The 25,496-nt window shown below is 63.2% G+C and carries 28 protein-coding genes and 2 pseudogenes; 6 read left to right on the top strand and 24 right to left on the bottom strand.

Features of this window, described 5'->3' with window-relative positions; translation table 11 throughout:
• Positions 1–53: 53 nt before the first annotated feature.
• Entirely contained in the window at positions 54–599 is a 546-nt protein-coding gene (locus RZE77_RS11425) for a sugar O-acetyltransferase (protein ID WP_319441940.1), read from the top strand.
• A 527-nt stretch (positions 600–1,126) separates the two neighbouring features.
• On the opposite strand, the gene RZE77_RS11420 is transcribed toward RZE77_RS11425, so the two are convergent.
• The 10 genes and pseudogenes from RZE77_RS11420 to RZE77_RS11375 all read right to left on the bottom strand — a co-directional run bounded on the left by RZE77_RS11420 (position 1,127) and on the right by RZE77_RS11375 (position 8,224).
• On the bottom strand, positions 1,127–3,133 hold the full coding sequence (locus tag RZE77_RS11420; protein WP_319441939.1) for a DUF3363 domain-containing protein: 2,007 nt from the start codon (positions 3,131–3,133) through the stop codon (positions 1,127–1,129).
• A gap of 309 nt (positions 3,134–3,442) precedes the next feature.
• Positions 3,443–3,976 (bottom strand): S26 family signal peptidase, encoded by a 534-nt coding sequence (locus RZE77_RS11415; protein ID WP_319441938.1) that lies wholly within the window; start codon positions 3,974–3,976, stop codon positions 3,443–3,445.
• Positions 3,973–4,500, bottom strand: coding sequence for a DUF2840 domain-containing protein (locus RZE77_RS11410; RefSeq protein ID WP_319442338.1), 528 nt, complete (start codon positions 4,498–4,500; stop codon positions 3,973–3,975). Before RZE77_RS11410 ends, RZE77_RS11415 begins: the two co-directional genes overlap by 4 nt.
• Positions 4,500–4,763: a chromosome partitioning protein ParB gene (locus RZE77_RS11405; RefSeq protein WP_319441937.1), complete on the bottom strand. Its 264-nt coding sequence runs from the start codon at positions 4,761–4,763 to the stop codon at positions 4,500–4,502. The genes RZE77_RS11410 and RZE77_RS11405 overlap by 1 nt, the downstream gene beginning before the upstream one ends.
• The gene (gene parA / locus RZE77_RS11400) at positions 4,760–5,515 is read right to left on the bottom strand and encodes a ParA family partition ATPase (protein WP_319441936.1); all 756 of its coding nucleotides are present in this window, start codon (positions 5,513–5,515) and stop codon (positions 4,760–4,762) included. Before parA ends, RZE77_RS11405 begins: the two co-directional genes overlap by 4 nt.
• Before the next feature lie 203 nt (positions 5,516–5,718).
• Positions 5,719–6,573: pseudogene (locus tag RZE77_RS11395) on the bottom strand (replication initiator protein A); the annotation flags it as partial.
• Positions 6,570–6,866, bottom strand: a complete 297-nt coding sequence (locus RZE77_RS11390; protein WP_319441935.1) for a helix-turn-helix transcriptional regulator — start codon at positions 6,864–6,866, stop codon at positions 6,570–6,572. The pseudogene RZE77_RS11395 and the gene RZE77_RS11390, both read right to left, overlap by 4 nt.
• Positions 6,867–6,958: 92 nt before the next feature.
• Positions 6,959–7,498 carry a DUF2285 domain-containing protein gene (locus RZE77_RS11385; RefSeq protein ID WP_319441934.1) on the bottom strand — a complete coding sequence of 180 codons (540 nt, stop codon included), beginning with the start codon at positions 7,496–7,498 and terminating at the stop codon, positions 6,959–6,961.
• Positions 7,499–7,511: 13 nt separating this feature from the next.
• Positions 7,512–7,754 (bottom strand): transcriptional regulator domain-containing protein, encoded by a 243-nt coding sequence (locus tag RZE77_RS11380; RefSeq protein WP_319441933.1) that lies wholly within the window; start codon positions 7,752–7,754, stop codon positions 7,512–7,514.
• 128 nt (positions 7,755–7,882) lie between these two features.
• Positions 7,883–8,224: a DUF2958 domain-containing protein gene (locus RZE77_RS11375; protein ID WP_319441932.1), complete on the bottom strand. Its 342-nt coding sequence runs from the start codon at positions 8,222–8,224 to the stop codon at positions 7,883–7,885.
• 142 nt (positions 8,225–8,366) lie between these two features.
• Between RZE77_RS11375 and RZE77_RS11370 the strand changes: the two genes are divergently transcribed.
• The gene (locus RZE77_RS11370; RefSeq protein ID WP_319441931.1) at positions 8,367–8,675 is read left to right on the top strand and encodes a helix-turn-helix domain-containing protein; all 309 of its coding nucleotides are present in this window, start codon (positions 8,367–8,369) and stop codon (positions 8,673–8,675) included.
• Between the two features lie 11 nt (positions 8,676–8,686).
• On the opposite strand, the gene RZE77_RS11365 is transcribed toward RZE77_RS11370, so the two are convergent.
• Both RZE77_RS11365 and RZE77_RS11360 read right to left on the bottom strand, forming a co-directional pair.
• Entirely contained in the window at positions 8,687–9,034 is a 348-nt protein-coding gene (locus RZE77_RS11365; RefSeq protein WP_319441930.1) for a DUF2958 domain-containing protein, read from the bottom strand.
• 620 nt (positions 9,035–9,654) lie between these two features.
• Positions 9,655–9,963: a DUF736 domain-containing protein gene (locus RZE77_RS11360; protein ID WP_319441929.1), complete on the bottom strand. Its 309-nt coding sequence runs from the start codon at positions 9,961–9,963 to the stop codon at positions 9,655–9,657.
• A 186-nt stretch (positions 9,964–10,149) separates the two neighbouring features.
• On the opposite strand from RZE77_RS11360, the gene RZE77_RS11355 reads away from it, so the two are divergent.
• On the top strand, positions 10,150–10,329 hold the full coding sequence (locus RZE77_RS11355) for a hypothetical protein (RefSeq protein ID WP_319441928.1): 180 nt from the start codon (positions 10,150–10,152) through the stop codon (positions 10,327–10,329).
• Between the two features lie 134 nt (positions 10,330–10,463).
• Here RZE77_RS11355 and RZE77_RS11350 read toward each other — a convergent pair whose 3' ends face one another.
• The 12 genes and pseudogenes from RZE77_RS11350 to RZE77_RS11290 form a co-directional block, all read right to left on the bottom strand.
• Positions 10,464–10,928, bottom strand: coding sequence for a thioesterase family protein (locus RZE77_RS11350; RefSeq protein WP_319441927.1), 465 nt, complete (start codon positions 10,926–10,928; stop codon positions 10,464–10,466).
• Positions 10,929–11,215: 287 nt separating this feature from the next.
• A pseudogene (locus RZE77_RS33350) lies at positions 11,216–13,251 on the bottom strand (ParB/RepB/Spo0J family partition protein).
• 435 nt (positions 13,252–13,686) lie between these two features.
• Positions 13,687–14,217, bottom strand: coding sequence for a JAB domain-containing protein (locus RZE77_RS11335; protein ID WP_319441924.1), 531 nt, complete (start codon positions 14,215–14,217; stop codon positions 13,687–13,689).
• Positions 14,218–14,611: 394 nt separating this feature from the next.
• Positions 14,612–15,802 (bottom strand): DGQHR domain-containing protein, encoded by a 1,191-nt coding sequence (locus tag RZE77_RS11330; protein ID WP_319441923.1) that lies wholly within the window; start codon positions 15,800–15,802, stop codon positions 14,612–14,614.
• A 1-nt stretch (position 15,803) separates the two neighbouring features.
• Complete coding sequence (locus RZE77_RS11325) at positions 15,804–16,613, bottom strand: hypothetical protein (protein WP_319441922.1); 810 nt, start codon at positions 16,611–16,613, stop codon at positions 15,804–15,806.
• Position 16,614: 1 nt separating this feature from the next.
• The gene (locus tag RZE77_RS11320) at positions 16,615–16,980 is read right to left on the bottom strand and encodes a 6-carboxytetrahydropterin synthase (RefSeq protein ID WP_319441921.1); all 366 of its coding nucleotides are present in this window, start codon (positions 16,978–16,980) and stop codon (positions 16,615–16,617) included.
• Positions 16,977–17,612 (bottom strand): 7-carboxy-7-deazaguanine synthase, encoded by a 636-nt coding sequence (gene queE, locus RZE77_RS11315; protein ID WP_319441920.1) that lies wholly within the window; start codon positions 17,610–17,612, stop codon positions 16,977–16,979. The genes RZE77_RS11320 and queE overlap by 4 nt, the downstream gene beginning before the upstream one ends.
• Complete coding sequence (gene queC, locus RZE77_RS11310) at positions 17,609–18,316, bottom strand: 7-cyano-7-deazaguanine synthase QueC (protein ID WP_319441919.1); 708 nt, start codon at positions 18,314–18,316, stop codon at positions 17,609–17,611. The genes queE and queC overlap by 4 nt, the downstream gene beginning before the upstream one ends.
• Entirely contained in the window at positions 18,313–19,404 is a 1,092-nt protein-coding gene (gene dbpB, locus RZE77_RS11305) for a DGQHR domain-containing protein DpdB (protein WP_319441918.1), read from the bottom strand. The genes queC and dbpB (RZE77_RS11305) overlap by 4 nt, the downstream gene beginning before the upstream one ends.
• Positions 19,401–20,672 (bottom strand): tRNA-guanine transglycosylase DpdA, encoded by a 1,272-nt coding sequence (gene dpdA, locus RZE77_RS11300; RefSeq protein ID WP_319441917.1) that lies wholly within the window; start codon positions 20,670–20,672, stop codon positions 19,401–19,403. Before dpdA ends, dbpB (RZE77_RS11305) begins: the two co-directional genes overlap by 4 nt.
• Positions 20,669–21,802 (bottom strand): DGQHR domain-containing protein DpdB, encoded by a 1,134-nt coding sequence (gene dbpB / locus RZE77_RS11295; protein ID WP_319441916.1) that lies wholly within the window; start codon positions 21,800–21,802, stop codon positions 20,669–20,671. The genes dpdA and dbpB (RZE77_RS11295) overlap by 4 nt, the downstream gene beginning before the upstream one ends.
• Positions 21,799–22,560, bottom strand: coding sequence for a DUF6884 domain-containing protein (locus RZE77_RS11290; protein WP_319441915.1), 762 nt, complete (start codon positions 22,558–22,560; stop codon positions 21,799–21,801). Before RZE77_RS11290 ends, dbpB (RZE77_RS11295) begins: the two co-directional genes overlap by 4 nt.
• Positions 22,561–23,138: 578 nt before the next feature.
• Between RZE77_RS11290 and tnpA the strand changes: the two genes are divergently transcribed.
• From tnpA to tnpC, 3 genes are read left to right on the top strand one after another with little or no spacing between them, the layout of a single operon-like run.
• Entirely contained in the window at positions 23,139–23,486 is a 348-nt protein-coding gene (gene tnpA, locus RZE77_RS11285; protein WP_319441914.1) for an IS66-like element accessory protein TnpA, read from the top strand.
• Complete coding sequence (gene tnpB, locus RZE77_RS11280; RefSeq protein WP_319441913.1) at positions 23,483–23,815, top strand: IS66 family insertion sequence element accessory protein TnpB; 333 nt, start codon at positions 23,483–23,485, stop codon at positions 23,813–23,815. The genes tnpA and tnpB overlap by 4 nt, the downstream gene beginning before the upstream one ends.
• A 57-nt stretch (positions 23,816–23,872) precedes the next feature.
• Complete coding sequence (gene tnpC, locus RZE77_RS11275; protein WP_405547421.1) at positions 23,873–25,435, top strand: IS66 family transposase; 1,563 nt, start codon at positions 23,873–23,875, stop codon at positions 25,433–25,435.
• Positions 25,436–25,496: the final 61 nt, after the last annotated feature.

Raw genomic sequence — 25,496 nt, 5'->3', positions numbered from 1 at the left:
AGTAAAGTCCGGCACAAACACGCGCGGTAGATGCTCCATCAAACTGAATACCTATGAACACTGAAAAGCAAAAGATGTTAGCTGGCGAGTTGTATCGTGCCGGAGATGCGGAACTTCGTGACGATCGAACTGAAACTCAGCGATGGCTCGCGAAGTACAACGCCATGCTCGGCACATGCCTTTCAGAGCGAAGTTCCGTCTTGAAGGAGCGGCTCGGGTTCGTCGGCGAAGGCGCGGCGATACGCCCGCCGTTTCATTGCGATTACGGCTACAGCATCAAGCTCGGAAAAGACGTTTTTCTCAATTTCAACTGCGTCATTCTTGATGGTGTGGAGGTCGTTATCGGGGACGGCACACAGATTGGACCAGGTGTTCAACTCCTTACCGCTGACCATCCTCGCACCCCCGAAGAGCGCGCCTCGGGTGCGGAGTTCGGCAAGCCCATTCATATTGGAAAAAATGTTTGGATCGGCGCCGGTGCGTTGATCTTGCCAGGAGTGAATATCGGCGACGATGCGATCGTCGGCGCCGGGAGCGTTGTGACGAAGGATGTGCCGAAGGGAACGACTGTCATGGGAAATCCGGCGCGACCCAAGTAGGGTTCCTTGATCTCAAACGCGCAGCGCCGTCGACGCCGGAAAAGCTAGTGCGTGATCGATGCTCGCGACGCAGTCGATCCAGGTTCGGCTCGTGACGATGGTCTGCCTTTGGGACGGCCGGATCTATCAAGAGCCTAGAGCGTTTCGGCTCAATCATGATCTCCGCGACATCGCGCGCGGCAACGGGAACCCACCCTATCTTCTTGGTTGCGAGGTCGATCAGGTTCGTAAGCGCGTTCTGCAGGTCGCGCCTGACTTGTCGCGCCTCTTCGGCGAGCACGTTACCTTGCGGTGTAAGCACGATTTGGCGAGTGGAACGCTCGGACAGCGGAACTGTATCGCTGCAAGGAAGATCGCTGATCTGATCTCGTCATAAGCGATATCGCCATTAAACCAGCGAACGTCCAACAGCCTAGAAGCTGCGAACTCGCGTTCAAATCGCATCAATCTGCACGGAAAAGACGATCACCCTGAGTTGCTCTAACTCATTGAGTTCATTGACTTTGTGCGTCAGCTAGATAAGTCCGTCAACGAGAAATTTGTCGGCCGCGCAATTGCCAGTTTACGGCCTGACCGCGAATCATCGCTGACACCTGCTGCCCCAATCGGCTTTCGACTATCGGCTTCCATGGAACCAAGCTGAAGCCCAACCCGTCATCTAGCAGTGCGAAGCGGCCGCTGGTTAGTTGAATGGAGCGGCTGTAGACACCGCTGACCTGCTGCCCCTCCCGCAGCGGCCGGTAGACCCGGGCTGTCTGGTTCTGCAGTAACTTGCCCTCGGTCGCCAGTTCGCGGTCGCGCAAAGTCGCCAGCAGGTCCCGCGCGAGGACCACGTGCTGGCCCCTGCGTTCTGCCAGCCCCAGTTCGATGAGAAACTCTGCGCGGGATTGCATTGCGTCGAGAACTTGCGCGCCGAAGCCCTGGTTCACCGCGCCGCCATCAGCGACCAGGTTGCGGTCCAGCCAGGTGGCCCCGATGGCGCGCACCTGCTGCTCTATGGGCAGGTGCGAGCGTAACTCGATCACCCGGCCCACCGTCCTTCGTAAATCGTGCTGCTTCGCCTTCTGCATCAGGTCTGCCGGAATTTTCCATATACCATCTGCCAAGCGCTCCACCGCTCCCACGCCACGCAGGGCTTCGAGCCGGCGCACGTGGATTTCCACCGCGGCCTTCGAGTCTCGAACCTTGGCCTGCTCGAACTGGGCCTGATGATTCGCGGTGCTATAGATACCGTCCTTCGACACGGCCAGGATGTTGCGGTCCACGGCTTTCTCCCGCCCCTGCGGCTTTGCCTCCACGACAGCACTAATTGGCAGCCCGGACAGGTCGGAGCCAGCAGGCAGCTTCAGGTAATGTGCTCGACCATCAATGCCATCGACCACTAGATAGGCTAGGTCGTTCAACTCATCGGCCAGACCCTTGCCGGCGATGCGGCCGATCACAGGCGCAGCGTTAACACCATCCGCGTCATGCACCATCAGTTCGCGCTGCTGGCATTTAAGCGCGCGGCGCATCGTGTCCAACGCACCCTCCCGATCCCCCATGGCGCTGAGCGTGGCCGCCATGCCGGGCTGGAGCTTCCACCGGTTCGCATCCACCCGCGCGGCAAGCCTCATGCCTTCGAGCTGCTGCAACCGTGCCCGAAGTACGTTTTGGCGCTGCCGATCCGATGGATTGCCGGTTAGATCAATCCCGTCCGCATCCGCCTGCCGGATCAGCGCCCGGTCAAGGCTAGTGAGCCTCTGCTGGTCAACCTCCCTCAGCAGGCTCTGCCGCATCTCAGCTTCTGTACGCGGCCCCAGCCACTCGGAGGCGATCTCGATGGCACGCATGCGCATGCCGTGAGCCATGTAGTCCGGAGAGATGACCAGATTCTCCTTGCTGGCAGTACGCCCGTTCAGCACGATGTGCGTGTGCGGGTTGTCCGTGTCCCAGTGATCGACGGCTACCCAGTCCAGCCGCGTTTCCAGGTCAATCTCCACGCGGCGCATGAGTTGGCGGGTGAATCCTTTGAGGTCATCCAGTTCCATTCCATCTTCGGGCGAGACTATGAACCGGAACTGGTGGCGGTCCCCCTGGCCGCGCTCCTGGAATGCCTCGAGGTCCGCAGCGTCGGTATCGTTTCCGTAGGCTTGTCCCTTCTGTCCGTCACGCGTGACGCCGTCGCGTTCGATGTAGCGCAGGTGGAGGGCCACGGAGTTCGAGCTTGCGCGCCTCAGCACCACGAAGCGGCTCTTGATGATGACGCGCCTGGCGTTTGCGCCCAAGCGCTTGCCGGCCACGGTGGCTGCGACGCGTCCCGCGCCGAAGGTATTGGCGGGCCGCGCTGCGCCCTTTCCAGAACGCTTGGCAGCGGCCTTCGACACCTCCTTCAGTACCTGCGAAATGAAGCGCTGTGAGCCCGACCCGCCGCGCGACTTCGGTGCCGCCGGCTTGACGCGAAAGTCGTCATCGTCATGACTGGCCATAGCGAAGCCCCGGGCGCACCATGGCGCACGCCATCGAAAACGGCACGCGGCAAACGCCGCAGCCATGCGGGCTCCCGTGTCTGCAAGGCACATGCAAGGCCCCTCGCGGTGCCGCCGCACATCCACGTGCAGACTGGCTTTCGGGGGCACGGCGTGCCGCCCCCTTTATCTGGCCCTCCGTCTTCACCTCCCGCATTCGCTCCCGGCTCCGACCTGCCGCCAGCCGCGCACGGGGGGCACAACGCTGCTCGAAGGGCAGCGGCGGTGCAGTTCGCGCTGCACGCTGGCGGCGGACCCTCTGCAAGACCAGGTGCAGCACGGACGCACGTCCGGCTGCAGTTCGGCGGCATGCTTGGTCACGGGAAACAGCGCAGTTCATGGCGCACCCCATGTCCACAAGGGCCGCGCGACGCCAAACACGGCCGAAGCGGAGATGGGCCCGAAATACCGGCTGTCGAACGACGCCGGGTTCGTGTCGCCGAGCAGGAACAGTTCGCCCACCGCAAGGGGGCGGCATTGCGACCAGGCTTGCAGCGGGCGATGCGAGCCGTCATGCGTTCGCAGGCTCGCCACCACGGCACCGTCAATGCGCACGAGCTGATCGCAAGCACACACCGATTGCGGCGCAAGCGCGCCGATGCGCTTGAGGATCGGCACGCCGCTCGGCAGGTAGCCGCGCTGTGCCGCGAAGGCGGCCACGCCGGCCGGAAGCCGTGCCAGCACGATGCTGCCGAGGTGCAGCGAGGCTGCGCTCTCCATGCGGCCGATGCGATACCAACCGCGCGGCACGCTATCGCTCGGGTTGTAGACCACGAACACGCGGTCGCGTATCGCCATCGGCATGACGGCTGGCGCGCACAGCGCCGCCAGGCCGATGCTCATGCAGGCGAAGAGCAGGCGCTGCGTCATCGCAGCGCCCCGCGCGCCAGATGCGCCGCATGCCGTTCGGCGGTGTAAGCCGGCAGTGGCTGCCGCGCAGCCAGCCGATTTCCAACCGTGCGCCAGTACGTGATGGCCGCCGCGCACGGGTCGACGCCCGAGGCCTCGATGGCGTCGACCGCCGCGAGCACGGCCTTGACCTGGATCTCGCCATCGGCGCGCAGCAGAATGCGCGCGCCCGGCTGTACACCGGCGACGCGCTGTGCGCCGTCGGACGGCATGGGGGCCTGCAGCACCATCAGCTGCCAGAGCGCCGTGCCATAGTCGTTCCCGATCCACTTGACACGGCAGCAGACCGCATCCGGCTCGAAGATCGCAACGCGCCGCCAGCGATCGAGGATGGTCTCGCGCGCCGGCCGACCGAAGCGCAGCCAGACGTTCACGCGATGCTCGACGAAGGCCAGAGACACCCGCATGTGAATGGGCCCGCGCGTGGTCCCTGGAGATACGACGGCTACGGGCGAGGGCCGCGCAGAAGACGGCTGCGGCTGCATCACGGTTCACCTCCGCCGTACTCGCGCTCCAGCAACTCGCGCAGCATCTCGGCCGCAGTGACGCCGCGCTTGAACGCAATCACCTTGATGTGACCTCGCAGCGCCGGCGTCACGTCGATGGTCAAGCGCGCGGTGTAAATCGACGCCGTGGCCGTGGCCGCCGGGTCGTCGGCCCGTCGCACCCAGGCCGATGCCGGATCGGCAGCCGGCCTGCGGCCGATCTGCGCGCGCTTCGGCGATGCGGATGTCGCTCGCGACGTCACAGCATCTCCCGCACGGCCTGCACCAACGCAGCGATCTCGCGCGCCGCGGCGCATGTGGGCGCCGCTTCGCAGGCGAGCCGCCCTGCAGCAACGCTGTCGGCGAACACGATGCGCTGCGAGATTTCAGCGCGCAGCGCAGCGAACGGCTGATCGGCCAGCGCCGCACGCGCCTCGCGCCCGATGACCGTCCCCACCACACGCCGATTGATCACGAAAGCGGCGCGCAGTTGCGGCCGAAACACCCTCGCCTCGATCACGAGCTGCACCATCTCGTGGCTGGCCCACACGTCGTAGGCGCTGGGCTGCACCGGAATCAGCACCAGATCGGCGGCCAGCAGCGCGGAGCGCGCGAGGGCCGCGACCCGCGGCGGGCCATCGATGACCACGTAGTCGGCCTGCGAGGCGATTTGCGGCGCCTCCTGGTGCAGCGAGTCCCTCGCGAGCCCGAAGACGCCGTACAGCCGCGCCTGACCGTTCTGAAGCCGCCGCTGCGCCCAGTCCAGGGCCGAGCCCTGCGGATCGGCATCGAGCAGCGTGACGCGCCGGCCTTGCATCGCCAGTTCGCCGGCCAGATGCGTGGCGAGCGTTGTCTTGCCCGCACCGCCCTTCTGGTTCAGCAGCGCGATCACCTTGCCGGGCCGAGGCCCACTTCCCGGCGAGCGGTTCTCGGCTGTCTGGTCTGCTTGGGCCGCCTCGACAGAAGCACTGCCTAATGCTTGAGCAGGCTTGGCTCGCGCGCGCGTGACTTCCATTTATGTATCCCTTTAGATGTTTAGGGAGCCCCGAAGCCGTTGTCGAGCGCGGCTTCCCGCCCGATCGGTGCGGGCGATCCACCGATGTTTCTGCGGGTGATCCACCGAGAGTGGTGCGGGCGATCCACCGAGCCCGTCCCCACGTCATCCACAGGTTCTTCAACAGAAACTGTGGATAAGTCGCTTTGAAACGGTGCGCCCGTCATCGGTCGGAAAGCCAGCCACTCCATGCCACCACTGCGCTCAATGGACAGCCGGTAGCCCGGCACCGCCTGGCGCCTCACCAGTTGGCGCACCTGCAGCGCGAAGTCGGAATGGCGCTGCAGGCTTCCGGACTTCAGATGCAGGTGGCGCATTGCGAAGCGCCAGCCGCCGGGCTGCCGCCCGCCGTGCTTGCGCACCACCCGGTACAACCAGCGCTCGATGCCGCCGGAAAGCCGGAAGTACGTGGGATCGAGCGTGAGGACCAGGGCCTCGTCCATCACGCCCGAGAAGAACCAGTCGGCCAGGATCAGCTCGATGCCGTCGGCGCGTCCGTCGGAGCGGATGTACTCCTTCCACTCGTTGATCCAGGAGAAGCGGTGCACGCGCATCGCGCCATTCGGACGCTCCCGCTGGCGCAGGGTCGTGGCGACGGTGGTGGATTGCAGCCGGTCCAGCGCGGCGCGCAGCGCCAGGTAGTCGCTGCGGCCGGTGCCGCGCTGCGCGAAACGCAAGATCTCATAGGGCGTGGCCACCATCAGGCGCGAAGGCGCGATGCCTTCCTTCTTGGCTTGGACGATCTGGCTCGCGGCCCAGATCAGCACGTCGGCATCCCAGATCGTGGCGATCCCGTGCTCCGGCACGCCCTCGACGGTGAGCGAGACACCGCCGGCCTCGAAGCGGATCGGCACCGCGCGCGGCGACTTGGCCAGCGAGAAGAACGGGTAGGCCATCAGGTCCTGCGCATCGCGCAGCGCCATGTCAGCGCCCGGCAGCGCGCGGAACAGCGACAGCTGTTCGCGTTCGCTTGGCCGCTTCGACATGGATGGAGCCTCCCTGCCCTGCTTGCCGGTCATCGGACGGAGTCGCGCTGCACGTACCCGGGGTCGGACGTCATCTCGTAGGCCCGACTGTTGGCCCAGGCCCGCAGATCCTCGACGGCGTAGACCACGCGCGCGCCGAACTTCCGAAAGCGCGGGCCCCCGCCCAGCACGCGGTGCTTTTCGAGCGTGCGCGGCGACAGGCGCAGGAAGGCGCCGGCCTCGTCAGTGGTCAGGAACTCAGGGTTTGCCGGCGCGGCGGGCACCGCAAGGGGCCGCGGCGCAGCCGTCGCAGCGCGGGCGGAAAACGGGGAACTGGCACTTGCCATGAGGGCCTCCATCGTTGTCACGGGGCCGCGAACCATTCGTAGCCCAATGGAGGCAGTCTCGGGAGTAAGGCCGTTGTTGCGCAGGGAGATATTCAGCGCATCGGTTCGTCTCCGGAAGCATCGGCTGCACTGCGCTGTATGCCCGCGAGGCTCAGATAGCCGCCGCTCATGTACGTCTTGGCGCGCCGCAGCAGGTGCCGGACTGCGGCGCGCAGTTCGCCATCGGCATGCCAGCGCATCACGGCTTCGAGACCGAATAAGGCCTGAGCGATGTCGCGCTGCGACGCGCCGGCCTGCGCGCCGTCGAGCGCCTGCAGGGCGCGAAGATGCAGCAGCGCAGCACGGGTGACAGTCCGCGTGGAATCGTCGGCCGGCGCATGGCCCTGAAGAGCCCGTGCCTGCGCGTTGAACACGTCCAACTGGCCGCGCAGGCCAGGGCCGAGCGGGACGGCGCAGATGTAGACCGCGCCATCGCAGAGGTCGTCGGCCAGCGACATGCGCAGCCGCTGCGCGGGCACCTCGGTCAACAGCGTGAGGCCCGAGCCGCCGAGCGCCAGGCGCTTGCGGCCGGGCACGCGCCAGAGGTCGAAGGTCGGCCGGGTCGAAGCGCCGTGCGCGCGCGAAGCGCGCACGTGCAGCAACTCGTCAGCCGCCGTGATCCAGTAGGGTCGCGCTTCGCGCGCATCGAGACGGGGGTCTTCGGCGCTGTCGCAACCCCCACCGGTCGAGCGATGCGGCGCGGCGCCGTGCCCAGTCCACCTGGTACTGCGGATGGCGGCGCAGGTACTCCCACGCGAGCGCGGGGCTGTCGAGATCGAGCGTGTAGAGGTAGGCCGCCGACGCGCGCCAGGGCGCGGTCGGCAGGCTTTCGGCCTTGCGGTCGGTCATGGCAGAACTCACTTCTTCTTGCTTGCGCGAAGACTGCCACGGGCACGGCCGGCATGGCTGGCTTTTGCGGCGATGCGCTCTCGCGCGGGCGGCGACGACGATCCCGTGCGCCCCGCCCCCCAAGAAGTTCAGTCGTTGATCGATCCGTCGCGCTGCGCGTCGGCCGCATAGCCGGATAACGGCTGGCGTGCCCTGAAATGCGGATCGGCGACGATGCGCAGTCCCTGGGGGCCGCGCACACGCTCGAGCGCCGACAGGCTCACGTGCCCGAGTTCGGGGAAGCCCGTACCGGCATCGGTCAGCCCGTAGGCGCGATCGCCATCGGCATCGAACTCGGTGAGCAGCCAGCAGGCAGGGGCGTCCAGCGTGTACAGCTTGACGACGGGATAGGGATCGATGGCTTGGCCACGGGCGCGCGCCGTACCGTTGGCCAGCATCTCGGCGCGCTGCTGCTCGGTGAGAAGAGTCATTTGGCCCTCAAAAAGATGACGAGGTGCTAGCGCCACAAGGACAGGTGCAGAAGGATTTCTGCGCGCTGGCAGGTCTCGAAAACAACGATATGAGTTAAAGATAACGTGGTTTAAATTGTGCTGAAACGAGACGCTTCTGTCCATGCAGAAGCGAGCCATTCAGCGAGGACGCCCTACCGGCGCGACGACCTTCGAGGTCGCGCCGGCGCTGGCGTTCGGCGCTGTGGTGCGCGCACTGAGAACCGAGGACGGCATCGCCCAGGAAACGCTGGCGCACCTCGCCGGCATCGAGCGCTCTCACATGGGCAAGATCGAGCGCGGCGAGCACATGCCCACACTGGTTCTGGTGCTCAGGATCGCCCGGGCGCTGGGCCGCAGCGCCGGCGAATTGATGCTCGAAACAGAGGCCAGGTTGCCTAAGGAATGGCATCAGCCAGCCATCGGCGGCTGATGCCTTCAGCGCTACGCCACGATGCGACCAGCCAGCCGCGCTTCACGCGCATAGCCGCTAAGTGCCTTGTCGGCAACGAAGTAGAGATCGCGCTCGATAGGCAGCCCCCATCTCCCGCGCAAGCTCTCCAGTTCCGTCAGGCTCACATAGCCGAGTTCGGGAAAGCCTTGCCCGAGGTCGCACAGTCCAAAGGCGCGGTCCTGGTCATCAGGATCGATTTCGGTCAGCAACCACGTCGCGCCCGCGTTGGGGGTAAACAGCTTGACCACCGGCCGCGGGTCGAAGTGAGAGTTCTCGATCGATTCCCGGCCGTTGGCCAGCAGCAGCGCGCGTTGTTCGTCGGCAATGAGCTTCGTCATGGTCTTTCTCCTTGGAAGGATTCCGGGCGGAATTGCCCGAGACCGAAGCCGCACGGCGCAGCACAGCCGTCAGGGTTCGAGAGACGGCCGCCGGCCGCAAGCGCACGACGTGCGCGCAGACCTTGACGGGGAGAACGCCGTGCAACGATGAAGGGAACAGCAAGCCAGCCCCCCCTTCCTCGTGGCAAGCGAAGCGCGCAGGCCGGCAGCACAGTGAAGGCCACAGGCGTCAGGGATGGAGACCCGAAGGGGCGAGACGCCACCGGCGGCTCGATGCGCAGCACGACAGCGCGGCCCGGCACCGCCGGGAGACGCACCAATGTCTTCGCCGCCGAACCGTATGCACGCCGATTCGCAAAACCTGCGATGCGTCTCTGCACAAACGCACGGATCCGCAGAAACGCTTCCGTGCATCCACTTCCTCCCGTGCCTCCGTAGAAATCCAAAGTCGGAAGGCGACGATCCACAGATCAGGAAATCAGGAAGTACGGACTGACGCCGATCCGTACTTCCGCAATTCGGTGCGGGCTCGCAGCAGGGAAACGGCCCGCGACAAGCGCGGGCCGTTGATGGACCCGGAGGTAAAGCGCCCCGCTGCTGGCGGGGCGCCGGGGCGACGATCAGTCGCCCTTGCTGCGCGACCAGATCAGGTTGTGCGCGCCGTCGTCGCCCTCGACCAGGCGGGCATAGATGGTCGCCGGGAACGACGGGTCGTCCAGCGTCACCGACAGATAGGGCCGGTCCGCCTTGCTGACCTTCTTCCATGCCGCGCCGATCTCGTAGCCCGTGCCCGCCACGATGCGGTAGTCCGGGGCGTTCTCGCTTTCCTTGTCGCTGGGCGCGATCTTGACCTTGACGTTGAGCGTCAGGGTGCGAACCGTGCCGGCGAAGCCGTTGTTCTGTGCGGTGAAGGTGCCGATGTTGGCCATGATGAAGTCCTTTCGAAGTTGACCAGGTCCGCGCCCATCGCGGCCTTGGCGTGATCCGGACGGCGCGGGTCCGGGCGCGACGCACCGAAGGCCGCAACGCGAGTGGAGGACCGGGAGGCCCGAGAAATTTGCTTCGCGAGGAAGACCGCAGGTCGGGGAAATTTGTCGGGCCGCACGGTTGCGGCGATGAAGCCCGAGGCGAAGCGCAACGAAGAGAAGCGCCGCCGTGCCCGCGCCAGGATTCACGGCAAATACAAGGCCGTGGGCGCGAACCTGATCCCGAAAGGGCGCATGGCCCTGGTACTGCAATCGCAGCAACTGCTTTCCGGCATGGACCCGGACGCAGTCCAGGTCCATGCCGGATGACCAGGAAAGCGCCGCCGGAACGTCCCACAGCGTCGAGGCGGCAGACGTGATCGGCATCGGCGGCATGGAAGAAAGTCAGTTATCTGCGGCAAGAGCCTGAACCGTGACGCGGGATGACCCGTCATTCCCGGCCGTCAGCCCTGTTGCCCGCCGCCGCGAGCCGCCGCAAGCGCATCGACCTTCGTGGCGATACGCGACTCGATGCTGACCCGATGCGCCGCCACCAGCGTGACGGTCCCGTCGAGTACGAGTTCGTGGTCGTCATATGCCTGGACACGGAATGTCGCACTGCGCTCGCCGAGCCCCTCGGCCCATCCACGCAGTCGCAGCCGTGTCGTCGGTGGAATGGGGCCGAGATGCTCGATATGCACGGTGCGGCCCACAACCACCTCCACCATCGGATCGATATGCATCCGCATTTCGCGGACGCAGATGGACTCGACCACCGCGACCAGGTACCCGGTCGCCAGACATTCGATCAGCGTCTGCGCGTATTCGCGGCCATGCGGCAACCTCGCGAACAAAGACCGTGCCGTCTGGTCATGCGACACCGCATAGGTTTCTTCAAAACAGATTTCGCTGACGCCTTGCTGATTCATGGGGATGTGAGGGGTGAAATCGTCGAGCTCTCCGAATCCGAGAGACGCGTGCGCATCTGGACCGGAACTCTCACGATGCTCACGCGATGTGTCGGCGCAGCCAACCTAACGAGGCATGCCGGGGAGCACCACGGCGCAGGAAATTCCGATTGCTAGGGACGCGCAACGCCGCCACGGCGTGGCCATCGCCCTCCCCCTCGTCGCAAACGAAAACGCGCGCGGCACACTTGCCGCGCGCGTTTGCGCTCGCACATCGAAGGCCCCGGCCTCCGGCCGGGGCCTCATGCTTAGGCGACTGCCGCCAGTTCCTCGCGGTCTTCGGCCTCGGCAGCGGCTTCATCCGCTGCCGGCACCGCCTCGATCCCCGACGATGGCGACGTCTCAGGACTCGGTTCTGCCGCGCTCCTGAACATCACCGGCAGCCAGCCGGTTCCGGCCGCGAGCCTTTCGGCCTCGCTCGCCATCTCGGCCTTCTTGAGCTTGGACAGCCGGGTCACCTGATCGGGGGCAAAGGCCAGCACCGCCTCCAACGCCTTGGCCTTGGAGACATGTGCGAAGTAGCCTTCGGCGGTCGGTATCCACCAACCGTGCATGTCGAGGTTCACGGCCTCGGCCAGCTCGGCCGCAGGCGCCTCATCCTCGCGGGACACCAGCACGCTGACCGTGGAAGCGACGCACACCGCCAGCAGCGACAGCAACTCGCCCTGCGGCAGGTCCAGCAGTTCGGCAAAGAGAGCCTTGGGCTCTTTCGGCAGGCGCGCCGCCCACGCTTCGCGGACCTTGCCCATGCCCACCGCCGCGGGCGAGTCCCCGATATCGGGTGCATGCAGCGCGAGCCCATCCTGCGGCGTGGCGATGATGTCGACGGGCGACCCGCCCGAACCGTAGCTGTCCAGGACCACGCGCAGCGCGAGCCGATGCACCACAGCCACCAACGCCACCTGCGGATGCCGGGCGACCTCGGCCTGCAAGGCAGCCGTGCGGTGCGCGCTCAGCCGCTTCGCCAGCCTCTCCGAGATACCGGGCTTGGCCGACTCGTCAGCCTCATCACCATCGTGGCCGTTGCGCTCCTCGCCTGCCGCACCGGCTTCCTGCCGCTCCTGCGCCCGCAGCGCCTTGGCCTCCTGCTCGCGCAGCAGCCCACGGTGCACCACCACACCGCCCATGTGATCCACCGACACCACGGCACCGGCTATTTCTACCGCGCCGGGTGGATAGACCATCAGACTCTGCTCGATGGCTTCCAGCTCGTTGCCCAGCGGTCCAGTTCCTCCCGCAGCGCACGCTCGCCATCCTCGCCCAGTTCCGCATCCTCGTCGTCGAATCGGTCCTGCATCTCGTTCTGCTTCGCTTCGAGCTTGGCGATGCGCTTGGCCTCGGTCCTGTTCGGGTCGCGGCGCGTGCGCCGCACCCGCTGGAACACATGGAGTTCGGCCGCCGTGGCGCGCGGCGCGACCTCCACCCACCCCCAGCCTTCCAGCTGGACCTGCTCGGCGACAGCGGCGAGCTTGTGGCGCGCGAGCGTGTCCAGCAGTCCGGCATCGGTGAGATAGCCGCCTTGCCGTTCGTCCGAGAACAGGTCGCGGCGCACGCCGCCCCCTGCGGACGCGTAGGCCTCCAGCCCGACGAAGCGGGCCAGCGCATCGCGGCTGGCATCGATCTCGTCATGGGTCAGATGGTCGCGCAACGCCTCGGGGCTGCGCTGCCACGCCGGGCTGTCGTAGAACGCGGCCTCCTGCGCCGCGTGGTCATCGGTGATGGCAAGCGCCATCAATTGTTCGAGGATCGCGGCGCCGGCCTGATAGTCCGCCAGCAGGCGCGGCGAGACATTGGCGAGCCGCAGCCGGCGTTTGACCACCAGCGGCGTCACGCCGAAGTCCGCCGCGATGGCCTCCACCGAGCGGCCTTCGGCCACGAGGGCTTTCCAGGCGAGCAATTCCTCGACCGGCCCCATCGCCTCCCTCTGCAAGTTCTCGGTGAGGCTCGCCGTGCGCGCCAGCGTGTCGGCCACCAGCAGGCAAGGCACCGGCCAATCCTCCGGGATGCGCCGCTTCTTCGCGAGCAGCTTCAGGGCCGCGAGGCGCCGCCCACCGGCGACGACCTCGAAGTCCCCGTCGTCGCCGAAAGGAATCACGGTGAGGTTCTGCAGGAGGCCCAGACGCCGGATGCTCGCTGCCAGCGCAGCAATCGACGTGCGCGCCTTGCGGCGCACATTGCGCTTGGATGGCCGCGAGCGCAGCCGCGAAAGCGGCACCAGCACCATGTTCTGCGCAGGCATGGCCGCTTCAAGCGTGGAAGCTTCTGGCGTATCAACAGTATTCATGATCGAACTCCTGTCCCATGTCGGGACGTTGGAAAACAAAACTGGAAAGAAACGAAAACCGGAACTGGATTCAGGGTGTGGGTCTGTGCATAGGCGCTCTCCTTGGGTGTTGGGCTCCGCAGGGGCCGCGAAGCCCTTTCGCGGCCATAGAGGCCGGCTGGGGCCGGCGCGGGTGCGCCGTCAAGGGAGAACAGCGAAGGCGCTGGCGCGGCCCGCAGGCGAAGCCGAGGACACGGGCGCCGCAGCGGCCCTTGACGGGAGGAGCGCACGCAGAGGCCAGGCAAGCCGCAGACGGCGGCGCGCAGGTGGCGGGTACCGCCACCGGAGAGATGAAATCGAGAGAATCGGCCGGCACCGGCCGCCGGCCAGATGCACACGCGCAGCGCGCATGCGAATGGAAAATCGAAAGGGGGCGAAGCCCCCTTCTCCCTTCTGCTACATCAGCCCATGCTCGGCCATCGAGTAGATGGCGCTGCCGCCGACGATCAGGTGATCGAGCACCCGCACGTCCACCAGCGAGAGCGCGGTCTTGAGGGTCTGCGTGAGCGCCTGATCGGCCGGCGACGGCTCTGCCAATCCCGAGGGATGCCCATGCACCAGCAGGAGCGCCGCACTGTTGCGCGCCATCGCGTCCTTGAGCACCTCGCGCGGATACACCGAGGTCTGTGCCACCGTCCCCCGGAACATCTCCACATAGTCCAGCACGCGGTTCTGCGAATCCAGATGCACGACAGCGAACACCTCGTGTGCCAGTGCCCCGTGCCGCAGACGCAGGAAGTCCCGCACCAGCGCAGGCGAAGACAGTGCGTCGCTGCCACGCACCCGCCTCGCCAGCAGCCGCTGCGCCGCGAGCAGCACCTCGTCCGCCTGGGCCGGACGGTACTCGCCCGCGACATCGCGAACGAGGAGAGGAACAGAAGCGGAGAACTCGAATGAAACGAGAGAAGAAAAGAGATCGTGCGACATGGTCGGCTCCGTGAATCAGGCGGGATTGCCCGAAACCGAACCAGCACGCCGCAGCGCAGCGGTCAGGGTTCGAAGACGGCCGCCAGGACGCAAGCGCAATGCCATTGCGCGCAGACCTTGACGGCGAGAACGGCGTGCAACGATGGAAGGGACAGCAAGCCAGCCCACCCACCACCCCTTCCCTGCCTTTCAGCAAGCGCAGCGCGCAGGCCCGAAGGGCCGGAGGTCACCGGCAAGCACCGAGCAACACCCCGACCTCAGGCGTCCTGCGTATCGGCCGTCCGCAGCTTTAGCGAGAGGTCCCCAGCGGTTGTTGCTACTCGAAGTGCGCCGGCCAGCGCATCACGCTCGGCAATGAGCGCGGCGAGTTCTTCAGCGGTGATGGGGGCTGAATCTACTTTTTCTTCGGGCGCGCGCCCTTCTTTGTCTTCTCGTCAGACACCGACGCAATGCTGACAGTTTCCAAGTCAATATGCCAAGCCCTGCCGCCTCGCAGATTGGATGCCATCTGCCGCAGATCCGACTGCAGCAACTGCTGTCCCGCCCGAGTATCCAAACCCGTCGTCGTCCACTCGACTTCGAAAAATCCTGGGTCAATCCGCTTGAGAACCTTCTTCACTTCGCGCGTCAGGACGTCCGGGTCACTGTATTGGATATCTGCTTCGCTGAAGAGCCTCATCTGCTCGAGAGCGTCGCAAAGGTATGCCGTCAGTGCCTGGATGCAAGCCTTCTCCAGCAAGTGCGAATCGCTGTTCCAAAGATGCGGCCACTGCCCCTTAACGGTTACCCACACGAGGGTAAACGCCTCAAGTTCAATATCTTGAACCATGAGCAATGAGCTTCGGTTCAGCACCTCGGACAGTCCAGCCTCCAGCGCATTTGGCACGATGAACCCGTCGTTGTTCTTCGCCCACTTGACCTCCCCTTTAAAAGGGCTGTCCGTGCCGCGGTCAAAGTAGTCCAGCGCGGTGATCTTCTTTTCGTCGATATTGGTACTTCCGCTCGCCAGCATCCGATCAAAAAGTTCCTCTTCCTTATAGTCGGTGAACAGCGCCTTAACGTGGCTCGGGGAAACTTTCGAGCTGTTGTTGTTGATCACCAAGAACTGGAACGCACCTTCGGTCGGGTCGGCCCCAACAATTCCAACGACGTTCAGGTGAAGCGAGCCATCCACAACATTACTCGCCCCGATCACTCTATGCTGGCCATCGACGATCGTCGCTGCCTGAGCTTTCGGCCCTTTCCACTTCACCGTGAGATTCCCGCGCCCTTTAACCGCCTTTCCCTCGACTTTGGACTCGATGAAAGAGATGGCATCTTTATTGAACACAACGACGACAGAGGTTGCGATCGTATTGGGATAGGGCGCCTCCAAATATTCTTCCAACTTACGCACTTTGGTCTTATTCAGGTTTCGTTGAATCCCCTTAGGCGTGTTGGGCGATAGACGCTCGACGGCTGCCCACTCCAGAATGTCGGCTGCCGGCGCATGAAAAAGATAGAACTTGAGCTTCGGAGCTTCCGGCCGCTGAATGTTCTCTAGCGCATAGTACTTACGTTGAATTAGTGGTGCAGCAGTTGCCATGTCATTCCTCAGCAAATTGAATAAGTTCAAAGAACGTGTATCGCCTGCCCTGCTCAAGTCGCACTTTTGGTTCGACGACATTGAGCATCTGGGCCGCTGTCTTGAGAGACACTGCTGTGCGAGACATACGAGTTTGTCCACTCGCAACTCGCATCAGTCTGTGCAGAGCCAATGCGAGACGGACGTTTCGCGGCAAAGTCTGATGCTTGTCCAGCTTTTCGTTGAACCCTTGAACAGCGAACCAAGCCCACGAAAATGCATGCTGACGGGCCGCATTACAGCTGTCGCATGCAACTGCCGCGTTGGCTTGACTGCTCGATCCTCCAAGAAATGCAGGCCAGAGGTGCTCGATGGTGGCGATGGAGCCTTCGGCAGTGCCTTGCTTTCTCGAAACAGCCTTTCCACACCAGCAGCATCGACTGGACTCGCGATGAATCCTGTCGGCTCGATGAGCAGTGAAATGCTTCTCGAGTGCTGCAAGGCCTGCCTGCAAAGTCAACTCTGCAATCCGAAGGGTTGTCGGTCCCTGTCCATACATTTCTACAGACGATCGCAGTAGTTGCAGCACAACTGATACTGGCGCGGTGGGGCTGATCCGCAGATGCTCGCTCACAGCATTCAGGCAACGGTGCGTGAGTTCCATCGCCGCAGTAAGTCGAAGAAACTCACTAAGGCCATTGACCGACACAAACCAATCACGGTCGACAAACAGGTCGGGGACATCCTCTTTTACCAAGTCATAAAGCGCTAGGAATAGCCGCTCTCCTGGCGTTTCAGGATCCCAAGGATGCAACTCGGAAAAGTTCGCCACGCTATTCAAGCCGAAGATCGCAACGGTCTCCGATGCCGTCTCTCCAAACGGAAACTCGACTCAGACTGAAGCCTGAGGCTCCGGCCAACCTCACGATGAATGTGCAGAGGTTTTCAAGCGTTGGAGTGCCCAGATCCGGGACGTCGTCAAGCATCCGGTGGTCGAGCCGGTCACGAATCTTGTCGAGCGTCACGCGCAACTGCCCCAGATCAACGACCATGCCGGTCTCGGAGTTCACTGCTCCTCCTACGGCGACTTCGGCGTTATAGGTGTGCCCATGAATGCGGGCACTGCCCTCAACCTCGATCTCGCGATGCAGCGTATGGGCGGCGTCAAAGAAGAAGCGCTGAGAAACTTCGAACTTCATCGGATACCCACCATCTTGTGAGTCTGGACACTGAGTCGCCAACGAGGGTCCCGCATACAGTACTCGATGGCCCATTGCAGGTTCTCCTTCAAGAGAGGACCATCCATAGGCTGCAGAAGGTGCTGATCGAAGCTCAGTTTAATCAACTCGTCAAGGTCAAGACCAGCTTGGGGTACAACTACCTTGAGTTCACGCCCTCGCTGCACTTTGAGTTGAGTGTTCGCCTTCGGACTGACACAGACCCAATCCAACCCCTGCGGAGCCTCAATCGTGCCATTTGTCTCAACCGCGATTTCGAAATCGCGCTCATGCAGCGCCTGAACCAAGGCCGCATCGACTTGGAGCAGCGGCTCCCCGCCGGTCAGAACCACCAGCCTCTTGCCCGGGATTGCCGTTGGCCAGCGCAACGCCACTTGGTCTGCCAGTTCCGAGGCCGTGGGAAACTTGCCGCCCCCGGTGCCGTCGACGCCGACAAAGTCGGTGTCGCAGAACCGGCACCGGGCTGATATCCGATCCGCTTCCCGACCGGACCAGAGATTGCACCCCGCGAACCGGCAAAACACCGCCGCCCTGCCGGCATTCCCGCCTTCGCCCTGCAGGGTGTAGAAAATCTCCTTGACCATGTAGCTCATGGACTAGGGCCTTTTCGCCAGTTCGCGTAGCCCGCCGCTCGCAACTCGCATGCAGGACAGGTACCGCAGCCGAATCCCCATTCGTGCTTGTTCTCTCTGTCGCCGCGATAGCAGGTATGCGTGTCTTCCTGGATGGCCTCGACCAATTTGTCGCCGCCGAGATTCGCTGCCAACCGCCAAGTTTCGGCCTTGTCTATCCACATCAAGGGCGTCTCGATTAACAACGGCCGTGCAATGCCAAGACTCAAAGCAACCTGCATCGCCTTCATCGTGTTGTCCCGGCAATCCGGATATCCGGAATAGTCGGTTTCACACATGCCGCCCACGAGCACGGTGCAGCCTCTGCGATAGGCGACAGCCGCAGCAAGGGTGAGAAAGAGTAGGTTCCGCCCAGGAACGAAAGTGTTTGGCAACCCGTCGTTCTGCAGAACAATCTCCGCATCCTGCGTCAACGCCGTGTCGCTGATTTTCCCGAGCACCCCGATCTCAAGGAGGTGGTCCTCACCTAGACGTGCCGCCCATTGCGGAAAATCGCTCCGTATGCGTGCCAGGACGGTATGTCGGCAGTCCAGTTCTATCCGATGGTTCTGCCCGTAGTCGAATCCGATCGTCTCGACGTGCTCGTACTGATGGAGCGCCCAGGCCAAGCATGTCGTGGAGTCTTGCCCTCCCGAAAAGAGGACGATGGCTTTTCGTGCAATCATTTCGTCTTGCTCCCTTTGGTCCGCTGCTTGAGGACCGCGGCCCTCTTGACTCTGCCGACCAGGTGCAAGGCAAGCCGCTGAATCTGCCGTGGCGTGTTCTCGACCTCGTCCCACTTCGTCACCGTACCGTCAGTGAACGTCCAAGAGCCTGATGTCCAAGCGGAGTTCTTTGCGAGTGGTTGCAATCCCTCGACAAAGTCCTTGATCGCAATGCTGCCCGTGCGGCTGTACAAGGTCTCCATCACGTACCCCATGGACACCACGCCCGCCCCGTGCACGAGACGAGACGTTCGGGGCGTCTGGTCGTGCCAAGCCTTCGGGAAAACCTGAGCCACCGCCGCATAGAAGTTGCTCAGGAGTTCGTACCCAAATTCCATCCGCGTAGACGCTTCTGCGTGATCCCGGATTGCGCCGCTGTCGGCGGAGTTCATGATGACCTTCTGAAGCGATGTGTCCTTGATCGCACCGCCCGGGTTTGTATGCATGGAGATCAACCCGTGGAGCGACGACTGCTGACGGTAGTTGAGCAGTTCGACGAGCTTCGCCGCCAGGGCTCGCGACGTGAGTCGCTTGGGCAGCGCCTTGACTTCGGGCAAGAGTTCGTAGATCAGCGACTTCGGTAGCGGTCTGGTGTTATTGATCAGAATGAATTGCCTCCGCAGTTCTTCCTCACTATCACAGACAACACAGGAAACGAACACTTCGAAGTCATCGCGTTCCGTTTTCGCCAACGCCGTGAGCCGCTGCTGGCCATCGACCACAAAGCCGGGCTTGCCGCCAGCAGTGGAGATCGAGATCTCCACGACACCATTGCCCAAGGCTTTGATCTTCGTCCCACCCAAGAACCCGACGACTACGGCATTGGGCAGAACGGCCTCCGGCTTCTGCAGGTAGTCTTGGATTTCCTGAATATGCCCCGCGATCTGCGGCCGTTGGAAGCCGAACAGCTTTCCACTCTCCGAGCGGCCGGCCCTGCTGATCTCGCATGTCGCAAGGATGTCCTTGGCCTTGGCTGCGAACGTTAGAACATGTGCGCCGGGCGCCTGCCGAGCAGAAACTGCGTGGAACTTAAACTGTGTAGAACTCATTGGGCAAGCTTCTTCAGATGTTGGTGATAGACCGCTAGGTTGTGAAACCCTCTGCGCTTGTTACGGTTGCTGCCACGGAATATCACGGCATCGATCCCAGCCTCACTGCAGACCCGGCACGAGCATTGTTTCCAAGGCCTCTCATCGAGGGTGCGTTGCAATGCCACCTTGGTCTTTCCCATGGCGACCTCATTGGCATCAGCGCTCTTCTTCGGATCCCAAAGAAACTCACGGTTGTATTCAAGCACGGCATCCAACGCGCGCTTGCAGGAGCCGCCCTTCCGGTCGTATAGCCTGAGCTCGCGCAAGGCGCTTTGCTCCAGCTTGACCAGACTTTCCTGGTCAACGCCGGACTCCTTGGCCTTGCGTTTCAGACGGGCGTTCTCCGTGGCCTGCGGCACGCGGATCGCAGTGAAATACTCCAGACCGCCCTTGACCCCCGGAAGGTAGTAGTTGGACTTGGCATCCTTGAAGGCACGCGTCAGGGGTGACGTGCTGTCGAAACTGGCGATGCCATAGCCGGTAAATTCATGAATCTGTTCAGCTTTCGCAAACCCGAGGATGTGCAGTTTCACGCGCGTTGAGATCTTCTTGCGAATCGCCTGTAGGCATTGATGCACTTGGTCAGCAGACAAGGGCACCATCCCGCCAATGGCGAGATATGTGTAACCCATCTTCTCGAGGCGTTGCCCAGCGATAGCCATGCTCTCCGGCGACCAACCTTGAATCACGCCGAGCGGCGTGAAACCCTTCCCCATCGCCTTGGAGGCCTTCAGGAAGGCAGATGCGTTTTCCAAAGTGATGTCGAAACGCCGGCGAGCCTCCGGAGTTCCCCCTTCCAACCCTCTGGTATCGGGTAGGAAGTCGAAGATGATGTGGTCAACCGAGCAGCCGTGAGTGAAGCCTCCATCCGCATAGAAGTCGAGCATCATTTCCGGCGTGTACGGTGGTACCTCGCGATCCACATACGAGAACGCCCCACAATCGCCGAAGATGTCCATCTTCGCGAGCTTGCCCTCCATTCGCAGAAACTTGCGGGCGCCTATGCGACGAAACCGCATCATCAGATCCTCCGGATACTTCCCGGGAAACATGTCATCACCCACAATGCCGCGCGACACCAGGACTCCTTGGTAAGGAGGCGTCGAGAAGAATTCGTGCGGATACACGTCGCCCCAGTACATCTCGCGGTCCGCTCCTGACCGATCCGCTTCGAAGTCGAAAGTCGGATCGATCATGTCCATGGAATCAGCGAAGATGAATTTCATCGCTTGATCTTCTGGGCATAGAGTTGCACCAACGTCTGGGAAAGCATCTTGACATCTTGAGGCGTGTTCTGGATTTGGTCCCACTCCCGATCCAATCCTTTCCACATTCCCGCTGTCCAAGCGCAGTCCTTTTTGATCCTCGCCAACTCGGTGGCGAAGTACTCGCGCTGACCCTTCCGCGTCGTCACACGCGCAGCCATGCGATCCATCAAGTCTCCGAGCGCCGCGATTCCGGCTGAATGCATAAGCCGACTTTCCGAAGGAGGGAGTCCCCAGGCATCTGGGAACGTGTCCCGCACAGCGGTCCAAAAATCGATTAGCGTTTGCAGCATCGAATTGGCATCGCCGGTCTCATCACCAAGCGCTTTGAAGTCTGCCAACGCACCGATAGGGTTGTTGAGACTGCGTTTGATCATGTCAAGGATTGCGGTGTCCGTCACAACCTGTCCGGACCCGCTGGTCTGAGAAGAACGTTTGATCAAGCCGCGCAATGGCGATTGTTCATGCGAGTTGAGTGCGTCGCACAATCGGCTTGGCATCTGGCGCATCGTGAGATCACGAGGCAGCGAAATGCCTTGCGTTTCCGGCAGGAGTTCATCAATCAAGCGCTGCGGCAGTGGCTTAGCCCTATTCACCAGAATGAACTGCTCGCGTTGCACTTGAATCGAGTCGGTCACAAAGGCCACGACCGGAACAACCAGGCCCGGGTTCGAGGATTTCGAGAGCGCGAGAGACCTCTGCTGACCATCCACAATCCAGGCGAGCCGCTGTCCCTCCTCGTGCACAGGTATGTGAAGTCGACCAAGGGCCGCATCCTTAACGGTCACGTCGGACTTTGGGGGCCCACGGGATCCATCGAACTTAATGCTGGGCTCCAGGGCCAGAATGATCGCGTTCGGGAACAACGTCCCTCCATGGTCCAAGTACTGCGCAATTTCATTGACGTGGTCGCGAATCTCTTGACGCTGGAATCCTTCCAACTTTTGGTTCTTGTCGCGCTGCAGCCGACGAATATCTGCGATCCGCAGCAAATCACTACCTGGCAGGAAGGTCAGATAGAGGGTGATGTTGCCCTGTTTCGATCTGACGGCAGGGGCAATGACGACCTGCGTCGCCCTCTTCGATTTCATAGTGCTTCCCATGCGCTGGAGAAGCGCTGTTGTTCACAGGCGTAGCCGAGTTCCCGCCTCAGCTTGGCCAACGCACTGGTTTTCGATTCGCCGGCTTTCTTCAACGCGCGAACATGTCGACGCAGCGCTGCTGCATCGATTCGCTCTCGCTGAAGCCTCTCAGGTGCCCGGCGCTTGGAGAGCGAGAGACGTACACGTTTGGCATGGTCTTGTGGAGATTGAATGCACTCATCGCCGCCCACAAGGTCGACAAAGTGTGTCAGCGCCCTTGCTGCAAAGTCAAAGCGGGTGCCCCGCAAACCGACGTCAACATCATCTAGACGGTCGTCGTACGGCATCACCGAGGGGCGGAGTAGTTCAGGCAAAGCGTTGGCCTGCGTCGGCCCCACGATCCGGAGCCGCGCCACCTGGGCGGCAGTCAGACTCGCCAGTTCCTCCTCGACCATCTGGATGTAAGGACGAGTGGCGGCCAGAACCAGCATTGCCTTCGGTCTCCCGCTTAAGAGCTTCGCCAAAGGTCTTGAGCCTTGTGCTTCGTGAAGCGCCGCCCACCACTGAGACGCAGTGAATGGCTCAGCGCGTGATCGCAGCAGGATGCAGTCGTCCGTGTTGAGGGCTACTGAAAGGTTGTAGGGCGGCACCAGTGCGTCCTGCTTCACGAACCCCATCCCGGCCGATAGCACATAGAGATCCGCGCCCGCACCCTCAGCGGCCTTGCTCGCCAATGCGAAAGCTCGCCCCGAATAGAGTTCGCGCACAGGGATCTGCTGGACGATGGCAGCTTCTACCCGGGACCTCCACTCCTTGACCAACTGAGCGACCTCTCCTCGCTCGAGATCACGCGCGCAGAGGCGTCTCCCAGCCTCGGCAGTTTTTCTGGAGGTACAGTTTACGGCAACAATTAACTGCATACACTCTAAAGGATACCTCAAAATAACTGCAGTCCGCTCAGAAGAAGCATCTGCGGTTATTGCGGCACTGGCGGATGCGCGAGGCTTAGCCCAACCCACCTGCTGCGAGCAGAAGTCCGGAAATCGCAAGCGTCGATGGGACTTGTCCCGCAGTTGCGATGCAACACCTGTCCGGCATTCCTTGATCGCACTGGTGAGGCAGCGCCGTACACACCCGCTCTAGCGTTTGCCTGAAGGGATTGGAGCACGGACATTCGTTGATAACGACGTACGACAGGACATCCGCAACGCCGGTCCGTTCGTAGCGATCAGCGCACAAGCCGATGGGATACGAAATGAGCTTCGTAAGCGCGCGGTGATCCCGTCTTGAGCTGCGGGCTTGTGTCTATGACGATGGTGTCCACCAAGGATTTAGGTGGACACCTATGGAAGACTCCAAGCGCGTGAGCCGGCGGCGCCACGCGGCCGATCTGAAGCGGCAAGTGTTGGCGGCGTGCGCAGAGCCCGGGGCGTCTGTGGCTCAAGTGGCGCTGGCCCATGGCCTCAACGCCAACCTCGTTCACAAGTGGCGCCGCATGGTCGACGCGGGAGGCATCGCGTCGAAGGCCGGCGACCCGCAAGCCGAGTTCGTCTCCCTCACGCTGGCGCCAGATCCCACCGTCGCAAGTGACATCCGTCTCGAGCTTCGCCGCGGTGCGATCGCGGTGAACGTGACATGGCCGTTGAGCGCGTCAGGCCAATGCGCCGCCTGGCTGCGCGAGATCCTCAGGTGATCCGCGTCGACGCGCTGTGGCTGGCCGTCGAGCCGTTGGACATGCGCGCAGGCACCGAAGCGGCGCTGGCACGGGTTGTTCGTGTCTTCGGCGCCGCGCGCCCGCACCACGCCTATCTGTTCGCCAACCGACGCGCGAACCGAATGAAGGTCCTGGTGCACGACGGCATTGGTATCTGGCTGTCGGCACGACGCCTGCACCAGGGCAAGTTCGCCTGGCCCAAGGACAGCGGCACCACCCTCAGCCTGACTCCTCCCCAGTTCGATGCGCTGGTGCTCGGACTGCCGTGGCAGCGGATCGGCGAAGCTGGAGTGATCTGCGTGCTGTAGTGCAATTGCCGAATGTGCTGATGCGTGGACCCGCACGCTGGGGCACCATCACCTTCCGTGATCGACACGGCCGACCTTGACCACCTGGACGCGCAGCAACTGCGCGAGATGGTCCTCTCCCTGAGGAGAGGGGCTGCAGCCGACAAGCTCGAGATTGCCCGCCGCGACCACGAGATCGCGTTCAAGCAGGCCGCCATCGACAAGCTCACGCACGAGATGGCCGTGCTCAAGCGACTGAAGTTCGCCGCCAAGTCGGAAGCCTTCAATGCCGAGCAGAAGAGCCTGCTGGAAGAGACCATCGACGCCGACTTGGCAGCGATGGAGCGTGAGCTGGAGGACCTCGCGACGGTGCCGGCCGCGCAGCGCGAGAAGCAGCAACCCAAGCGCCGGGCACTGCCCGCGCACTTGCCGCGCCGGGAGATCCGCCACGAGCCCGAGAGCACCACCTGTGCCTGCGGCTGCACGCTCCAGCGCATCGGCGAGGATGTGGCCGAGAAGCTCGACTACCGCCCTGGGGTGTTCAGCGTCGAGCGCCACGTGCGCGGCAAGTGGGTCTGCACGAACTGCGAGACGCTGGTGCAGGCGCCTGTCGCCCCGCACATCATCGACAAGGGCATCCCGACGGGTGGGCTGCTCTCGCAGGTGCTGGTGGGCAAGTACCTGGACCACTTGCCGCTGTACAGGCAGGAAGCCATCTTCGCTCGCACGGGCCTCGCCATCCCGCGCTCGACGCTGGCCAGTTGGATTGGACAATGCGGCGTGCAGCTGCAGCCTCTGGTCGACGCGCTCAAGCGCGAGATGCTCGAAGACCGCGTGCTGCATGCCGACCAGACGCCCGTGGCGATGCTCAAGCCCGGCAACGGCAAGACACACCGGGCTTACCTCTGGAGCTACTGCACGACGAGCTACAGCGCGCTGCGCGCGGTGGTGTTCGACTTCGCCGACAGCCGCGGCGGCCAGCATGCGCGCGCCTTCCTCGGGCTGCCGGGCGAGCATGGCTGGCGCGGCACACTGGTGTGCGACGACTTCAGTGGCTACAAGGCGTGCTTCGAGCTGGGCATCACCGAGGCGGGTTGCCTGGCCCATGCAAGGCGCAAGTTCCACGAACTCTGGGCCAATCACGGCAGCCCGATCGGCGAGCAGGCGCTGAAGTTCTTCGGCGAGCTCTACGCTGTTGAACGCGAGGTCGCCGAGCTAATGCCTGACGAGCGACGTCGAATACGACAAGAGCAGTCCCGCAAGGTGGCCGATGCCCTGCAGCATTGGCTCGATGGGCAACGGCAGAGGGTGCCGGATGGCTCGGCCACGGCCAGGGCAATCGACTACAGCCTCAAGCGCTGGAAGGCGCTCACGCGCTACATCGACGACGGCGATCTGCCGGCGGACAACAACTGGGTGGAGAACCAGATCCGCCCGATCGCCATCGGACGATCGAATTGGCTGTTCGCGGGATCGCTACGGGCAGGCCAGCGCGCCGCGGCCATCATGAGCTTGATCCAGTCAGCGAAGCTCAATGGACATGAGCCGCACGCGTACCTCAGCGACATTCTTGAGCGGCTGCCTACTCACCCGGCCAGTCGCGTCGGAGAGTTGCTGCCGCATCGCTGGCTGCCAGCCTGAGCTGCGACTTCAGTCAAGACGGGATCACCGCGCTCTTACTGAGCTTCGCGCTGCGCGACGC

Origin of the sequence: Variovorax sp. SPNA7 (assembly GCF_033807855.1) — a bacterium.
In the GTDB taxonomy this organism is placed as follows: Bacteria; Pseudomonadota; Gammaproteobacteria; order Burkholderiales; family Burkholderiaceae_C; genus Variovorax; species Variovorax beijingensis.
The sequence above is the reverse complement of the archived record's forward strand: the minus strand, read 5'-3'. Positions and strand labels throughout refer to the sequence as shown.

Bases quoted from the DNA above. Each gene is read 5' to 3' on its own strand.
- RZE77_RS11415 (WP_319441938.1), bottom strand. From the start codon at position 3,976: ATGACGCAGCGCCTGCTCTTCGCCTGCATGAGCATCGGCCTGGCGGCG.
- tnpA (WP_319441914.1), top strand. From the start codon at position 23,139: ATGGAAGACTCCAAGCGCGTGAGCCGGCGGCGCCACGCGGCCGATCTG.
- RZE77_RS11335 (WP_319441924.1), bottom strand. From the start codon at position 14,217: ATGTCGCACGATCTCTTTTCTTCTCTCGTTTCATTCGAGTTCTCCGCT.
- RZE77_RS11410 (WP_319442338.1), bottom strand. From the start codon at position 4,500: ATGCAGCCGCAGCCGTCTTCTGCGCGGCCCTCGCCCGTAGCCGTCGTA.
- RZE77_RS11365 (WP_319441930.1), bottom strand. From the start codon at position 9,034: ATGACGAAGCTCATTGCCGACGAACAACGCGCGCTGCTGCTGGCCAAC.
- RZE77_RS11425 (WP_319441940.1), top strand. From the start codon at position 54: ATGAACACTGAAAAGCAAAAGATGTTAGCTGGCGAGTTGTATCGTGCC.
- RZE77_RS11360 (WP_319441929.1), bottom strand. From the start codon at position 9,963: ATGGCCAACATCGGCACCTTCACCGCACAGAACAACGGCTTCGCCGGC.
- RZE77_RS11330 (WP_319441923.1), bottom strand. From the start codon at position 15,802: ATGGCAACTGCTGCACCACTAATTCAACGTAAGTACTATGCGCTAGAG.
- dbpB (WP_319441918.1), bottom strand. From the start codon at position 19,404: ATGAGTTCTACACAGTTTAAGTTCCACGCAGTTTCTGCTCGGCAGGCG.
- RZE77_RS11350 (WP_319441927.1), bottom strand. From the start codon at position 10,928: ATGAATCAGCAAGGCGTCAGCGAAATCTGTTTTGAAGAAACCTATGCG.
- RZE77_RS11390 (WP_319441935.1), bottom strand. From the start codon at position 6,866: ATGGCAAGTGCCAGTTCCCCGTTTTCCGCCCGCGCTGCGACGGCTGCG.
- parA (WP_319441936.1), bottom strand. From the start codon at position 5,515: ATGGAAGTCACGCGCGCGCGAGCCAAGCCTGCTCAAGCATTAGGCAGT.
- RZE77_RS11380 (WP_319441933.1), bottom strand. From the start codon at position 7,754: ATGACCGACCGCAAGGCCGAAAGCCTGCCGACCGCGCCCTGGCGCGCG.
- queC (WP_319441919.1), bottom strand. From the start codon at position 18,316: ATGATTGCACGAAAAGCCATCGTCCTCTTTTCGGGAGGGCAAGACTCC.
- RZE77_RS11320 (WP_319441921.1), bottom strand. From the start codon at position 16,980: ATGAAGTTCGAAGTTTCTCAGCGCTTCTTCTTTGACGCCGCCCATACG.
- RZE77_RS11375 (WP_319441932.1), bottom strand. From the start codon at position 8,224: ATGACTCTTCTCACCGAGCAGCAGCGCGCCGAGATGCTGGCCAACGGT.
- RZE77_RS11370 (WP_319441931.1), top strand. From the start codon at position 8,367: ATGCAGAAGCGAGCCATTCAGCGAGGACGCCCTACCGGCGCGACGACC.
- dpdA (WP_319441917.1), bottom strand. From the start codon at position 20,672: ATGAAATTCATCTTCGCTGATTCCATGGACATGATCGATCCGACTTTC.
- RZE77_RS11355 (WP_319441928.1), top strand. From the start codon at position 10,150: ATGAAGCCCGAGGCGAAGCGCAACGAAGAGAAGCGCCGCCGTGCCCGC.
- queE (WP_319441920.1), bottom strand. From the start codon at position 17,612: ATGAGCTACATGGTCAAGGAGATTTTCTACACCCTGCAGGGCGAAGGC.
- dbpB (WP_319441916.1), bottom strand. From the start codon at position 21,802: ATGAAATCGAAGAGGGCGACGCAGGTCGTCATTGCCCCTGCCGTCAGA.
- RZE77_RS11420 (WP_319441939.1), bottom strand. From the start codon at position 3,133: ATGGCTGCGGCGTTTGCCGCGTGCCGTTTTCGATGGCGTGCGCCATGG.